This is a genomic window from Megasphaera sp. UPII 135-E, assembly GCF_000221545.1.
Lineage (GTDB): Bacteria > Bacillota > Negativicutes > Veillonellales > Megasphaeraceae > Megasphaera > Megasphaera hutchinsoni.
In genome coordinates, this window is sequence record NZ_AFUG01000015.1 from 1 (window position 1) to 13,401 (window position 13,401).

The 13,401-nt window shown below is 39.2% G+C and carries 14 protein-coding genes and 2 tRNA genes; 11 read left to right on the forward strand and 5 right to left on the reverse strand.

The genetic code is table 11. The annotated features are described in order from the left end of the window. Positions 1-32: 32 nt before the first annotated feature. Complete coding sequence (locus HMPREF1040_RS02715) at positions 33-1,043, reverse strand: LacI family DNA-binding transcriptional regulator (protein ID WP_007392403.1); 1,011 nt, start codon at positions 1,041-1,043, stop codon at positions 33-35. Between the two features lie 125 nt (positions 1,044-1,168). Here HMPREF1040_RS02715 and HMPREF1040_RS02720 point away from each other — a divergent pair, with 125 nt between their 5' ends. After that, the gene (locus tag HMPREF1040_RS02720) at positions 1,169-2,215 is read left to right on the forward strand and encodes a nicotinate-nucleotide--dimethylbenzimidazole phosphoribosyltransferase (RefSeq protein ID WP_007392400.1); all 1,047 of its coding nucleotides are present in this window, start codon (positions 1,169-1,171) and stop codon (positions 2,213-2,215) included. Continuing rightward, complete coding sequence (locus HMPREF1040_RS02725; protein ID WP_235808624.1) at positions 2,202-2,405, forward strand: toxin-antitoxin system antitoxin subunit; 204 nt, start codon at positions 2,202-2,204, stop codon at positions 2,403-2,405. The genes HMPREF1040_RS02720 and HMPREF1040_RS02725 overlap by 14 nt, the downstream gene beginning before the upstream one ends. Before the next feature lies 1 nt (position 2,406). Here HMPREF1040_RS02725 and HMPREF1040_RS08095 read toward each other — a convergent pair whose 3' ends face one another. Both HMPREF1040_RS08095 and HMPREF1040_RS02740 read right to left on the reverse strand, forming a co-directional pair. Then, on the reverse strand, positions 2,407-3,402 hold the full coding sequence (locus tag HMPREF1040_RS08095) for a hypothetical protein (RefSeq protein WP_176604706.1): 996 nt from the start codon (positions 3,400-3,402) through the stop codon (positions 2,407-2,409). Between the two features lie 48 nt (positions 3,403-3,450). After that, entirely contained in the window at positions 3,451-4,296 is an 846-nt protein-coding gene (locus HMPREF1040_RS02740) for an NYN domain-containing protein (protein WP_007392390.1), read from the reverse strand. A 166-nt stretch (positions 4,297-4,462) separates the two neighbouring features. Here HMPREF1040_RS02740 and HMPREF1040_RS02745 point away from each other — a divergent pair. From HMPREF1040_RS02745 to HMPREF1040_RS02780, 8 genes are all read left to right on the forward strand, one after another. Further along, positions 4,463-4,551, forward strand: a tRNA-Ser gene (locus tag HMPREF1040_RS02745). Positions 4,552-5,336: 785 nt separating this feature from the next. Continuing rightward, on the forward strand, positions 5,337-6,407 hold the full coding sequence (locus tag HMPREF1040_RS02750; protein WP_007392398.1) for a DNA adenine methylase: 1,071 nt from the start codon (positions 5,337-5,339) through the stop codon (positions 6,405-6,407). Positions 6,408-6,488: 81 nt separating this feature from the next. After that, complete coding sequence (locus tag HMPREF1040_RS02755) at positions 6,489-7,370, forward strand: type II restriction endonuclease (protein WP_007392389.1); 882 nt, start codon at positions 6,489-6,491, stop codon at positions 7,368-7,370. Further along, complete coding sequence (locus HMPREF1040_RS02760; protein WP_007392402.1) at positions 7,370-8,116, forward strand: TRM11 family methyltransferase; 747 nt, start codon at positions 7,370-7,372, stop codon at positions 8,114-8,116. Before HMPREF1040_RS02755 ends, HMPREF1040_RS02760 begins: the two co-directional genes overlap by 1 nt. 125 nt (positions 8,117-8,241) lie before the next feature. After that, positions 8,242-8,330: transfer RNA gene (locus HMPREF1040_RS02765), tRNA-Ser, on the forward strand. Between the two features lie 927 nt (positions 8,331-9,257). Then, entirely contained in the window at positions 9,258-10,787 is a 1,530-nt protein-coding gene (locus HMPREF1040_RS02770; protein WP_007392395.1) for an acyl-CoA carboxylase subunit beta, read from the forward strand. 11 nt (positions 10,788-10,798) lie between these two features. Further along, a complete protein-coding gene (locus HMPREF1040_RS07680) occupies positions 10,799-11,221 on the forward strand; it encodes a hypothetical protein (RefSeq protein WP_007392393.1) in 423 nt (140 codons plus the stop codon). Positions 11,222-11,252: 31 nt separating this feature from the next. After that, entirely contained in the window at positions 11,253-11,663 is a 411-nt protein-coding gene (locus HMPREF1040_RS02780; RefSeq protein WP_007392401.1) for a biotin/lipoyl-containing protein, read from the forward strand. Between the two features lie 51 nt (positions 11,664-11,714). On the opposite strand, the gene HMPREF1040_RS02785 is transcribed toward HMPREF1040_RS02780, so the two are convergent. Further along, positions 11,715-12,113, reverse strand: coding sequence for a thioesterase family protein (locus HMPREF1040_RS02785; protein WP_007392397.1), 399 nt, complete (start codon positions 12,111-12,113; stop codon positions 11,715-11,717). A gap of 18 nt (positions 12,114-12,131) precedes the next feature. Then, positions 12,132-12,530, reverse strand: coding sequence for a thioesterase family protein (locus tag HMPREF1040_RS02790; protein ID WP_007392396.1), 399 nt, complete (start codon positions 12,528-12,530; stop codon positions 12,132-12,134). A gap of 147 nt (positions 12,531-12,677) precedes the next feature. Here HMPREF1040_RS02790 and HMPREF1040_RS02795 point away from each other — a divergent pair, with 147 nt between their 5' ends. Beyond that, positions 12,678-13,322 carry a hypothetical protein gene (locus HMPREF1040_RS02795; protein ID WP_007392392.1) on the forward strand — a complete coding sequence of 215 codons (645 nt, stop codon included), beginning with the start codon at positions 12,678-12,680 and terminating at the stop codon, positions 13,320-13,322. Positions 13,323-13,401 lie beyond the last annotated feature (79 nt).

Below are 13,401 nucleotides of genomic sequence, written 5' to 3' on the forward strand. Positions count from 1 at the left end.
AACTACTAGTAGTAGTAGTAGTATCGTTTTTTTTATGGCGAAGAATTTCGCAGTATTTTTTTCCCTTCTATATAATAAACGGTAGGATTTGGTTGTTTCTTTTCGATTAATTCTACCGCCAGGCGTAAGCAAGTAGCCCCTATTTCGTCCATGGGAATTTCAATACGTGATAGGGAAGGAATGGCATAATCATTTACGGCAGGCGTATTAATTCCCATGGTAAATACTTCCAGTTCTTGAGGTATGGCAATGCCTAATTCATGGCAGGCATAGAGTACACCATGTGCGAGTACATCGGATTCGCAGAAAATAGCACGGGGTAAGGCGTTGGTTTCGTATAATCGTTGTATCAGATGAATCGCACTACGTGCGTGCGTATCACAGCGTAGAATTTGTGTGGGTGCAAGGGGATGACCAGCCTGTCGAAAAGTTTGGAGAAAGCCACGTGTCCAATGCTTCATAATGGGAAGATTCGCATTATGTGTTACAATAGCAGCATGATAGAGTCCTTTTTGGAGAAAGTGATGTGCTACTTTACAGCCTAAACCGTAATTATCCATGGTTACACTACTATAATAAGGCGATTCCCGATTGAAGAGTACGACTGGGTATTGAAGTTTACATCGATCCAAATATTGCATGTCTTTATCTGATGTGTTGGCAATGATAATGCTGTTGAAAAATTCATTTTGCAAGGTCGATAATTGTTCGTGTAAATGATCAACCGCATATGGAACGACTGTTAAATGAACTACTTTATGTTGTTTTAAAATTTCTTGCTGAATACCTAAGGTAATGCGGGCAAGATAATGAATACGAAAGTCTGTTGCCCAATAAAAGGCAATGGCATAATGACCGGTGCTAGCGGCTCGTAATTTTTTTGCCGATTGATTGGGAACATAATGAAGTTGTTCGGCAATGGCTAAAATCTTTTTTTGTGTAGGGCATGAAATTTTACGTTCTTCGCCCTTTCCATTCAAGACGATGGATACAGTGGCAATAGAAACGCCTGCTTCACGGGCGATATCTTTTATTGTAGACATGAAAACCTCCTTGTACATTTATATTTTGACATAAAAATCAAGGATTTTCAATTATTTATGATTGGTATGTATAGATTGATGTATTATAGGTGAGATATGATACAATTATGTAAAGGAGGGATGGAATGAAAGCGGAAGAAAGACGGATCCGAGCATGGCTGGATAGTTTAGCTAAGCCAAGAGGCAGTTTGGGAATTTGGGAAAGACAAGTTGAAAAAGTGTTATTAGTGTGGCGAGATAAATCGCACGAATTATCGCCTAAGCACATTATCTTTGCTGCCGATAATGGGGTTGTTCATGCTGGCGTGGTTTCCCAGTTAGCGGAAGTTACATATGTACAAAGTCGACATATGTTAGCCGGTACGGCAGCGGTTGCTTGCTTTTGTCGGTGTAATAATATTTCGTATGAAGTGGTGGATGTAGGCATTGCTCATCCGCAGGAAGTGGGTGTTGGTCGTAAGATTGCTCAAGGAACGCACGATTTTTCGTTACAACCGGCAATGAGTAAAGGCGAGGTGGAACGGGCATTGCATGTGGGAGCGGAGCGGGTACGAGTAGCACAGCAAGAAGGATATAATTTGCTTTCTTTTGGGGAAATGGGTATAGGTAATACCACGACTTCAGCAGCCGTACTAGGTGCATTGGTACCGCAAGAAATAGATACGATTGTAGGGTATGGGGCGTCGCAGGGAAATTATGGATTAGTGCTTAAAAAGAAAAAGATTATTGTCCAAGCGTTGCAACGATATCAGTCGGAAATGCATGGAATAGAGGATATATTACGCTGTGTAGGTGGATTTGATATAGCCGCATTGACGGGAGCTATGTTAGCTTGTGCGACTGCAGGCATTCCTTTTTTTATTGATGGCTTTATTACAGCGGTGGCGTTAGCTTGTGCAGTTTCAATTAATGCGTCTGTACGCGATGTTGCTTTACTATCGCATATTTCGCGAGAACCGGGTATGTCGGCGGCGTTACGGTATAGTGGAATGGATATATATGAGGCACCTTTACAAGGAGAATTAGCTTTAGGTGAAGGAACGGGTGCTATCTTAGCTGTTATTTTGTTGCGTACGGTTTTATATACCGTTTTTCATATGGGGAGCATGGAAACGCTTAATCAAGAAGCACGGAAGATACATCAGCAAAGGAGGCGTTATGAAGATGGATGAAACGATAAGAAAAGAGGCGATTGCTATTTTTAATCGTCTTGGTTTGAGTGAGGAAGAGGCGATAGAGCTATTTTATAAACGCACTATTTATGCAGGAAAAATGCCCTTTGATGCCAGCAAGGGGGCAACCAAAGGACAAGTAAAGAAAAAACGTATGAATGAACGCTTTGCTGAATGGGATGCATTTTAAGTTATGGTGGTGGTGCATCTAATTGTGTATAAGGGATAAAGCCTACTTTGTTTTTGTAATCCCCATCGAGGATACGAACAGGAATAAAGTGTATATGGGTGATATCACCTAAGATATAAGCGTGTGCTGTAAAAGCAAAAATTAAAATTTGCTTATGTTGTGCCATAGCACGTATTTTTTCGGTATTGTTTTCTTTTGCCGCGGTTAAAAAAGGCTCGATGTCTTTTTCGTTGGGGATAATATATGTACCGGGGGTAATCGTATAAATGACATCTTTTTGAAAAGACCCTGGTGGGGTGCCAATGGTACGCGATAAAGAATAGGCCTGCCAATCAATGGGACGCTCTTGAATATGGCGATAGATGTAGTAGGAAACAATCAATAGAAAGGTACAAAAATAGATCATTCCCGTGTAGGCCGGTTTTGTTGTGGCGGAGGTTTCTTTTGCAGTGATTGGTCGCGGTGTCGTTGGAAAATGACGAGGGAGATTTTTTATGGTTACAGGATAGTGGCGGGTAAACCAATACAAACTTTTTAGACAGACGATGGCACAACTAGCAGGGTGATCTAAATCAACGGATAGTTGTAAGGTATGTGCGATAGTGGCAAAAGAATAATTTCCGGGTGTACTTAGATATGCCATGGCCAAGTGTTTTATATCGCAACAATAGGATGGAAAAATAAAGGAACGCCCACTGAATTCATAATTGATTTTTAATAGGGGATAGTAATAGTGTATGTCGTATATGATGAGCCAGCTCTGTTGAAGCAGAGGGGCTATTTTTTCATCCCAAATATCCGCAAAATGGGTAGGGGGATCTGTTTGGGGATGGAAGGTGAGTACCGGATAGGAGGTTATAGGTGCGAGTGTTTCTTTCTTTTCACAAGTGACGAAGGCAAGTTGGGATATCGCTATTGGTTTGGTCTCATCACACCTTACATGGAGTGCGAGTAGCCCGTTTGATGGGGGAGTCGGGGGAACCGAAAACAGCTTCATGAGTAATTTCCTTTCTACATAAAAAAAGTACTCCCGTGGGAGCACTTTTTATTTATCGCGCGTGTGTATGAATGGAGTGCGCCCCTTTGAGTGGGGGACAATATGACTTTTTAGTTTAAAATAATTGTGTTTTACGGTCTTGTTTTTATCATCCGTAATCGTATTTACTTCAAATAATCCAAGTGATTCAATAAAGGGAACAAATTTTTTAAAACCAAAATTACGAACATCGAAATCGGAAAATTGTTTGTTTAATAAATTGCCTAATGTTCCTGAAAAAATCCAACCGGTGTCATCGGAATTTTCTTCTGTTAATTTAATTAAGGCTTGTTTAATAGTCGAGCAATCTTTGCCGGGAGTTTTATCTGGCGATGCGGTGTGGTGTTGTGCCTTATGAAATAGTTCTTCCGTATCAGGCAGTGTTTCATGGCCGGTACATTCCGGGTCATCTCCCGCTTCTTCTAATAGTACATCAAGGTATAAGAATTTATTACATGCAGAAATAAACGAACGAGGCGTTTTACTTTCGCCCATACCTAAGACATATTTTTGTGATTCGCGTAGACGAGAAGCTAAACGTGTAAAATCACTATCTGATGATACGATGCAAAATCCATCTAAATTATTTTTATATAATAAATCCATCGTATCGATAATTAAGGCCGAATCAGATGAGTTTTTACGAATAGTATTACTGTATTGTTGTACAGGTTGAATGGCATTATCTAAAATTGTATTGCGCCAAGAGGCCATCTGAGGAGTTGTCCAATTTCCGTAAATACGTTTGTAAATGACATCACCTAAATTATTGGCTTCTGATAAAATAAGGTCAATGTATTTACTGGAAATATTCTCCGCATCGATGACTACGGCTAACTTCATTTCTTGATTCATATATATATCCTCCTTTTTTTATTGTAGCATTGACATTATAAAAAATAAAGAAGATATCCTGATATCAAACGTATTATAAACAAAAAAGTGGAGCAATGGGGGGTTAAAAGACACGTTGCGTAATGCTTGACGAGTATACATCACTTTGATATACTAAATTAGCTATGGAAAGGTGTCCGAGTGGTTTAAGGAGCTAGTCTTGAAAACTAGTGATGCGGCAACGCACCGTGGGTTCGAATCCCACCCTTTCCGCCATATTCCTTTAGCGTTTAAAAAATAAATTCACATGAGTTCGTTTAAGACTATCACTGTATAGTTGAAGAATGGTTATTGTCATATAAACGCATATAAGTTCGTATGGTTGCCCTATTAAAAAATGCAATAGGGCAAAAAAATACATTCCATTAGGCGGGCGATGTTCGCAGTTGTACGATATCGTTTCAGGTTGATTTACAGTTAGATATAAGGAAAAAGCTATCAATTTTGATAGCTTTTTTTTGCTTTCCGTATGGCAGCTGAGGCGTTTATTTTTATCGGCCGATTGGCGGCTTGTTATTGTCTAAAGGGAGCGGTGACTTTGCAGGAAACACGGGTGATATTATCTTATCATGAATGGAAAGACCGTAGAAAGAACGTTTTTAAGCTAAGTGGGAGTAAGAGTAAAGTAAGAAACCGTTTTTTTAAGTAGTTTTGAAAGGGGAAAGGTTATGTAAGCAGCGTTACATTATGGATAGCAAGTGTAGTTGCTAATGAGCATATAAATATGCGGACGATTGAAGTGCGGGAACTTACATATAGTTAATGTATTGTCAAATAAAATGAGGTACAATATGACGGTTGGGATTTATATTTCGTTTATGATATAATTTATAGCATAAATATGCTGTCATGGTGGGGGATATATGACACTATTACCTTACAGTTAGGAAACGGCATACGATAGGGAAAATGGAAAACGCATTTGGAACATCCGAATACAATAACGTGGTTATTATTTTGAAAGCGGAATATAATAATACAATTAAAAAGGAGTCTTTGTTATGGAGTATATATCCGCCAAAGAAGCTGCGGATAAATGGGAAATTTCACAAAAACGAGTTAATGCTCTTTGTGCCGAGCATAAAATTCATCAGGCAACCATGGTAGGTAATACGTGGATTATTCCGGTTACTGCTGAAAAACCGATAGAAGCAGGATGTATACAGAACGACAAAAAAACGGGAAAAATTATTAAACCGTTTTTAAAATGGGCCGGCGGAAAAGGACAACTTCTTCGGGAGATAGCAACGTATTATCCTTTTGAAAAGGACGGTATTAAAAAATATGCGGAACCGTTTGTCGGCGGCGGGGCCGTTCTTTTTGATATATTGAGTAAATATGAGTTGGAAGAAGTTTATATCAGTGATATTAATGCCGAACTTATTAATGCGTATTCCCAGATTAAAGATACTGTTGACGAGTTGGTTAGGATGCTGTATACGATACAGGAGGCATTTATACCGTTGGCACCGGATAAACGTAAAGTCTATTATTCGGCAAAGAGAGCGAGGTTTAATGCATTAAAAATTAGTGACTGTGGGACGGATAGTGTTGAAAAAGCGGCATTAATGATATTTCTTAATAAAACTTGTTTTAACGGATTATTTCGTGTCAATAAAAAGGGCGAGTTTAATGTTCCTATGGGAGCCTATAAGAATCCTTTAATTTGTGATGAAAGCAATCTTCGTGCATTAGCACGGAAATTACAAAAGGTTACTATTGTTTGCGGAGATTACAGACGGTCAAGAGATTTTATTGATAAACATACTTTTGTATATTTTGATCCGCCATATCGGCCTCTTACCGATACGGCAAGTTTTACGGCCTATACGGAAAATTTGTTTAATGACGACAGTCAAAAAGAGTTGGCAAGGTTTGTTGATGAAATGCACGGAAGAGGAGCAAAGATGGTCATCAGCAATTCAGATCCTAAGAATTTCGATGCAGAGGATAATTTTTTTGATGATATTTACTCTGCACATAATATTAAGAGAGTGGAAGCAACAAGAATGATTAATTGCAAGGGCACATCCAGAGGGAAGATTAAAGAACTCCTTATATCGAATTTTTAAGGAGTGCATGTATGTCGGTTTTGTTGGGCATGACTGTATATAGGCAATAGGACCGAAAAATTCATGCAGAGGAGAAAATACATGAAAAAGAGGGATTTTAATACATGGTTATTAGGCTTTCGTGACAGTATTGCTGATTATGGGTATTATATTGATTTTAATAAAGTACATCGGAATGTTACGGGCATTAAGGTTGCGTTGAATATTCTCAACTCACTTATCGGTTCAAAAAATATTGCAGAAGATTTTAAGACGCTGATTAGGAAGTATCCTGAAGTTTTACAGTGTATTCCGTTGCTTTTAGCAGTAAGAGCAAAGGAAATATATTGTCAAGATGAAAATGGTGGTCATTTGTATCAATTTGATATACGGGAATATTCTACCGATAGGGATACTTGCTGTGCACAGTATGTTTATTTTATGGAGCATACCGGATTGTTTGATTTACTGGAAAATCATATTATTAATAATCTTGTGGATTATGTTACCGGTGTGGAAACCGGTCTTGATTCTAATGGTCGCAAAAATCGCGGCGGACATCTTATGGAAAATGTCGTGGAAAGGTTTATTCAAAAAGCGGGTTTTATAAAAGAGGTAAATTATTTTAAAGAAATTTATATTCATCAAATTACAGATAAGTGGCAGATCGATTTATCGGCAATTTCTAATCAAGGAAAAATGGAAAAACGTTTTGATTTTGTGGTTAAAACGCCGCATATGATTTATGGAATTGAAACGAATTTTTATGGCAGCGGTGGCAGTAAATTAAATGAAACGGCACGTAGCTATAAAACACTTGCTTGGGAAACCGAAGGAATCAAGGGATTTACTTTTGTTTGGTTTACGGACGGCAAGGGATGGACAAGTGCCCGTCATAATCTTGAAGAAACCTTTGATGTAATGCAACACATTTATAATATTAAAGATTTGGAAGACGGTATAATGAACGAGGTTTTTAAATAATGGGAAAAAAAATAGTAAAATGGGAGCCGGAAGATTTTGAATTGGAAATGACGACACACTGGTCTTTTCCGAAACGCGGCGATTGGGCTACTCACGATGCAAAATGGAGAGGAAATTGGTCGCCGTATATTCCTCGTAATATTTTGCTGAGATATTCCAAGGAAAATGATTTGGTATTGGATCAATTTGCCGGCGGCGGCACTACCCTTGTAGAAGCCAAACTGCTTAATAGAAATATAATCGGCGTAGATGTTAATGAGGTGGCGTTGGCAAGGTGCCGAGAAAAAATAAATTTTGACCATAGCGGTGCGAACGGCAAGGTGTATCTTTATAAGGGGGATGCCCGTACGTTGGATTTTATTAAGGATAACAGTATCGACCTTATTTGTACGCATCCTCCCTATGCCGATATTATTAAGTACAGTGAAGATATTGAAACGGATTTGTCGCATTTAAAAGTGAAAGATTTTCTTATCGCCATGCGTGATGTGGCTGCCGAAAGTTACCGCGTTTTAAAAAAAGATAAGTTTTGTGCCGTCCTTATGGGCGACACTCGTCAAAAGGGGCATATGATACCGATGTCCTTTGAGGTAATGAAACTATTTCAGAGCGCCGGATTTAAGCTTAAGGAACTGGTAATCAAAGAGCAGCATAACTGTAAAGCAACGGGGTATTGGAAAACCAATAGTGTGAAATATAATTTTTTGCTCATTGCACATGAATATTTGTTTATATTTAGGAAGTAACAGGAGGGGATACTCGCATATAGGAAAATAAGCGTTCTTATGTTGCGGTAAAACGGTGTAGTGGAAGGACCGTTTTATGGGTTACTTGACGGCGTATAGGACATTTGCTATAATGTACACGTTATGGAAAGGTGTCCGAGTGGTTTAAGGAGCTAGTCTTGAAAACTAGTGATGCGGCAACGCACCGTGGGTTCGAATCCCACCCTTTCCGCCATATTCCCTTATCGTTTAAAAAATAAATTCGCATAAGCCCGTGTAAGACTATCACTGAATAATTGAAGAACGGACATCGTCTTATAAACTCATATAAGTTCGTATATTTGCCCTATATCTGCCCTATTAAAAAATGCAATAGGGCAAAAAAATACATTCCATTAGACGGGCGATGTTCGCAATTGTACGATATCGTTTCGGGTTGATTTACATTTAGATATAAGGAAAAAGCTATCAATTTTGATAGCTTTTTTTTTTGCTTTCCGTATGGTAGCTGATGCTTTTATTTTTATCGTCCGATGAGCGGCTTGTTATTGTCTAAAGGGCGAGGTGACGTTGAAGGAAACACGGTTGATATTATCTTACCACGAATGGAAAGACCGGAGAAAGAACGTTTTCAAGCTAAGTGGGAGTACGTGTAAAGCAAGAAACCGTTTTTTCGAGTGGTTTTGAAAGGGGGGAAAAATAATATTAAATTTAGCGAAGCAGTTGATATGGCTACTTTGAAAAAAATGCCACAAATCGACTTAAGCGGGGGGATATATCAAATGTACAGTCTTTAATAATTAAAAATAAAGAGATTGTTTTTGTGATAAAAAAGTAATAAAGAAGCCTTAGTCCCCCACCAATACGGGCGGAGGTTCTAAGACTTCTTTATTACAAATAGTATAGAAAATTATAAAGGAAAAGTCAAAGGCAAGAAACGTAACGCGTAAAGCGTAAAGCGTAAAGCGTAAAGCGTAAAGCGTAACCTTTAGCCTGATAGCTATTCTGTATATGTGGATAGGATTTAATGAAGGAAATACATATAAAGGCGAATGCACTCAAATAGGGCGCATTTTGGGGGATGATTACTTTATGCACGTATTTGAGTATATATTGGTCTATATGATATAATAAAATGGAATTTTGGTGGCGGAGGTGTAGTATGTCAACAAATCAAGAGAAATTAAAAGCTTTACAAGATAAATTAGCTCTTGTAGCCCAAGGGGGCGGACAAAAACGTATTGATAAACAGCATGCTAGTGGCAAGTATACAGCACGCGAACGGTTGGAATTATTATTTGATGCAGGTACATTTACGGAAATTAGTCAATTTATTCATCATCGGTGTACCTATTTTGATATGGATAAAAAAGAAATCCCTGGCGATGGTGTGGTTACTGGTTATGGTTATATTGATGGTCGATTAGTTTATGCATATGCTGAAGATTTCACGGTTGAAGGTGGTTCTTTAGGTGAAATGCACGCCTATAAAATATGCCAAGTGCAAGAGATGGCATTAAAAATGGGAGCACCTGTTATTGGGATGAATGATTCGGGTGGTGCACGTATCCAAGAAGGTATTGATGCTCTTTCAGGCTTTGGTGCGATTTTTATGAATAATACAAAAGCATCGGGTGTTATTCCGCAAATTTCGGTTATTATGGGACCTTGTGCAGGCGGAGCTGTATATAGTCCGGCATTAACGGATTTTGTGTTTATGGTTAAACAGACATCGAATATGTTTATCACGGGTCCATCGGTTATTAAGTCGGTTATTGGTGAAGAGGTGACTGCAGAAGAATTGGGCGGAGCCGATACGCATAGTACGATTTCGGGGGTAACGCATTTCGCTTGTGAAGATGAACGTGATTGTATTGCGAAAATAAAGAAATTATTATCGTTTATTCCGGGTAATAATATGGAAGATGCCCCGTATGTAGATCCTGATGATGATCCAACACGTCAAGATGAAGGATTAAATGTGATTGTACCTGATGACGGTAATGCTTCTTATGATATGCTGGATGTGATTATTTCTTGTGTGGATGATGGTGAATTGTTTCAAATTATGGAAACATACGCTCAAAATATGATTACCGGGTTTGCTCGAATGGATGGACAGACCGTAGGAATTGTTGCTAATCAGCCGAAATTTTTGGCAGGGTGTTTAGATATTAATGCGTCTGTGAAAGCCGCTCGCTTTATTCGTTTTTGCGATGCTTTTAATATTCCGTTGGTTACCTTTGTCGATGTACCGGGCTTTTTACCTGGAACGACACAGGAGCATGGAGGTATTATTCGCCATGGAGCGAAGATGTTATATGCTTATTGTGAAGCGACTGTACCGAAGGTTACGGTGGTTGTGCGTAAAGCTTATGGTGGTGCGTATATTGGTATGTGCAGTCGTAATTTAGGCGCAGATATGGTATTTGCTTGGCCAATGGCTGAAATTGCCGTGTTGGGTGCTGAAGGGGCGGCCAATATTATTTTCCGACATGATCCGGATAAAGAAGCGAAGAAAAGAGAATACGAAAAAGAATTTCAAACGCCGTATAAAGCTGCGGAACATGGTTATGTCGATTGTATTATTGAACCGAAAGAAACACGTACACATATTATTAAAGCACTTGCCATGTTAGTGAGCAAACGAGAAGATAAGCCATCGAAAAAACATGGTAATATACCATTATAGGGGGGATGAATATGCCAGTAGATAGCATTACGGTAGTTCTCTTTTTCATAGTGGTGTTTTTAGTAGTACGTATGTGGAAAAAGACGTCTTCTTTAAAAGATAGGATGGCGTCATTGCAGTGTGTGGTTAATACGTTGCAAGAGCAACAAAAAGAACAAGAAGAGAAACGTGAAAGGGTTTTTGAAACGGAAGACCCTGTGGAAATAGAACCTCCCATACAAGGGGAGATAGAGGAAGCGGTTCCTTGTGAAACGGAACTGAATAGTGGGGATACAGCACATACCATTCCAGCGGAAACGATGGCAGTTATTATGGCAGCTGTGATGGCTTGCGGATATGCACCTACGGCTGTGAAAGAGATACGTCGAGTATCGTTACGGAAGCAAAAACAAAGTAAGTGGATTATGGCCGGTCGATTAGCCGGTATGCGCTGATAAATAGACAATATTGGTTCAGGAGGAGAACATGAAGAAGTTTAAAGTTACAGTTAATGGACAAGTATATGAGGTAGAAGTTGAAGAAGTAGGTGCAGTGGAGACGGCAGCTCCAGTTGTATCTAAGCCAGTGGTAACTCCCGCAGCAACTCCCGTAGTAACTCCGCCTAAGGAAGCGGCTGCAACAGCCCCCCCGAAACCGGAAGTACATGCACCTACACCGGAAGGAGCAGTTACTATTAAAGCACCTATGCCGGGAAAGATTTCGGCTGTTAAAGTTGATGTTGATCAAACGGTTACACGGGGTGACGTTGTCGTCGTATTAGAAGCGATGAAGATGCAAAATGATATCACCACGAATCAAGATGGTAAAATTGTGCAGTTGCGAGTACAAGTGGGCGATAGTGTTAAAACAGGAGATATTTTAGCGGTTTTACAATAAAAGAGAAATAAAAAAGAGCTGGGCAACTGTCCAGCTCTTTTTATTTCTCTTTTATTTTTTTAACTTTGCTTCTGTTTTCGCTAAAAATGGAGCCGATTCAACAATAAACCGTTCATGTTCAGCCGTTCCAATTAATCCGGCTTCATCAAAGGCTTCGATTTTTACATCAAAGTGTTTTCTGTCTTGTGCTACGACCGTTGCTTTAGCGGTTACTTTCATCCCTAAGGGTGTCGCCGACATATGTTTTACTTTGATTCCGATACCTACGGTGTTATAGCCTTCCGGAAGGAGTGGATCGATAGCGTGAATAGCAGCAGTTTCCATTAATGATACCATTGCTGGGGTTGCATAAACGGGTGATTTCCCGCTTCCCATCGCGATGGCGGTGTTATTATCGTTTACTATTTCAGATACTTCTGCTTGTGCATTTGGACGAATTGTAAAATCCATGATAAGACCTCCTGTATATTATTTGTTACGTTTAGCTTCTGCTTTTGCTAAAAATGGGGCCGAGTCAATAATAAACCGTTCGTGTGTAGCGGTACCGATTAGACCGACTTCATCAAAGGCTTCAATTTTAAAATCTAAATGTCTGCGATCTTGTGCAACTAAGGTCGCTTTAGCACGAATTTTCATGCCAATTGGTGATGCGGAAATGTGTTTTACATCAATGGCAATACCTACGGTATTTGTTCCTTCGGGAAGTTGAGGATCTACCGCATGGATAGCTGCCATTTCCATGAGTGCTACCATTGCGGGAGTAGCGTAAACGGGTGATTTACCGCAACTCATAGAAACGGCATTGTTTTTATCATTTACCAGTTCTGAAACTTCTGCTTGAGAATTTTTGCGAACTTCAAAATCCATAATAAGACCTCCTAAGTGCCTAATTAAAATTACGATATAACTATAGCATACATCATTTATATGTGCTACTATTTTTTGACATGTGTTATTAAATCTTATACAATAAACTTATTTACGAATGGATTATATGATAAGGAGCGACGAGATATGTTATCTAGACGATTTTTTTTAATCGTTTTTGTGTTGTGTTTATGGACTGGAAATAGTTCGTTTGCGGAGATACCCGTACCGGCTAGGGACGTGTCAAGTGCATGGGGACAACATCCACAGGGGATTTGGATGCACGAGGGCGATCAAGCGATTCTTGATAATAATGGGCATGCTCTTTCGGTAGCGGCGTATTGGAAGGATTTATTAGGAGTGGAATCGAGTAAGCAATATCAAATTTTGGTGAAAGATAAGGCTCGTTTTTTGTATGCTTGCATGGTTACGTATGATCGGAAAGAGAATGTAACGGAGAAGATTGTACCGGTTATGATAAAGGGACAAAGCGAGCGGCAACAGATACAGCAAGTATATAATGAGTTAGCGGAAAAATTAGGGGGCGATTGGTATGTACAGGCTCCTTTGCAATGGCATACACGAGGAAATCAACTAGTAGGAATGAGTCGCTTTATACGATTGGTTCTATATGAGCATAAAGAATTGCAAGATCTATTGGTTGTCATGGTGTATCCGCAGCAGCAAAGAATAATGACCGCCTTAGTGATCATTCCTCAAATTGAAGAACGGGAAGTAATGCAACAACTTATTAAGCAGATAGAAGATAAATGGTTTTCTACCATTTCTTGAGAAGAATAAAAAAAAAAAGCGAGACGAATAGTCTCGCTTTTTTTTTATTTCTAAGGTCTTCATTAATTCTTTTTAGATG

Bases quoted from the DNA above. Each gene is read 5' to 3' on its own strand.
- HMPREF1040_RS02750 (WP_007392398.1), top strand. From the start codon at position 5,337: ATGGAGTATATATCCGCCAAAGAAGCTGCGGATAAATGGGAAATTTCA.
- HMPREF1040_RS02740 (WP_007392390.1), bottom strand. From the start codon at position 4,296: ATGAATCAAGAAATGAAGTTAGCCGTAGTCATCGATGCGGAGAATATT.
- HMPREF1040_RS02790 (WP_007392396.1), bottom strand. From the start codon at position 12,530: ATGGATTTTGAAGTTCGCAAAAATTCTCAAGCAGAAGTTTCAGAACTG.
- HMPREF1040_RS07680 (WP_007392393.1), top strand. From the start codon at position 10,799: ATGCCAGTAGATAGCATTACGGTAGTTCTCTTTTTCATAGTGGTGTTT.
- HMPREF1040_RS02770 (WP_007392395.1), top strand. From the start codon at position 9,258: ATGTCAACAAATCAAGAGAAATTAAAAGCTTTACAAGATAAATTAGCT.
- HMPREF1040_RS02760 (WP_007392402.1), top strand. From the start codon at position 7,370: ATGGGAAAAAAAATAGTAAAATGGGAGCCGGAAGATTTTGAATTGGAA.
- HMPREF1040_RS02725 (WP_235808624.1), top strand. From the start codon at position 2,202: ATGAAGATGGATGAAACGATAAGAAAAGAGGCGATTGCTATTTTTAAT.
- HMPREF1040_RS02780 (WP_007392401.1), top strand. From the start codon at position 11,253: ATGAAGAAGTTTAAAGTTACAGTTAATGGACAAGTATATGAGGTAGAA.
- HMPREF1040_RS02785 (WP_007392397.1), bottom strand. From the start codon at position 12,113: ATGGATTTTACAATTCGTCCAAATGCACAAGCAGAAGTATCTGAAATA.
- HMPREF1040_RS08095 (WP_176604706.1), bottom strand. From the start codon at position 3,402: ATGAAGCTGTTTTCGGTTCCCCCGACTCCCCCATCAAACGGGCTACTC.
- HMPREF1040_RS02715 (WP_007392403.1), bottom strand. From the start codon at position 1,043: ATGTCTACAATAAAAGATATCGCCCGTGAAGCAGGCGTTTCTATTGCC.
- HMPREF1040_RS02720 (WP_007392400.1), top strand. From the start codon at position 1,169: ATGAAAGCGGAAGAAAGACGGATCCGAGCATGGCTGGATAGTTTAGCT.
- HMPREF1040_RS02795 (WP_007392392.1), top strand. From the start codon at position 12,678: ATGTTATCTAGACGATTTTTTTTAATCGTTTTTGTGTTGTGTTTATGG.
- HMPREF1040_RS02755 (WP_007392389.1), top strand. From the start codon at position 6,489: ATGAAAAAGAGGGATTTTAATACATGGTTATTAGGCTTTCGTGACAGT.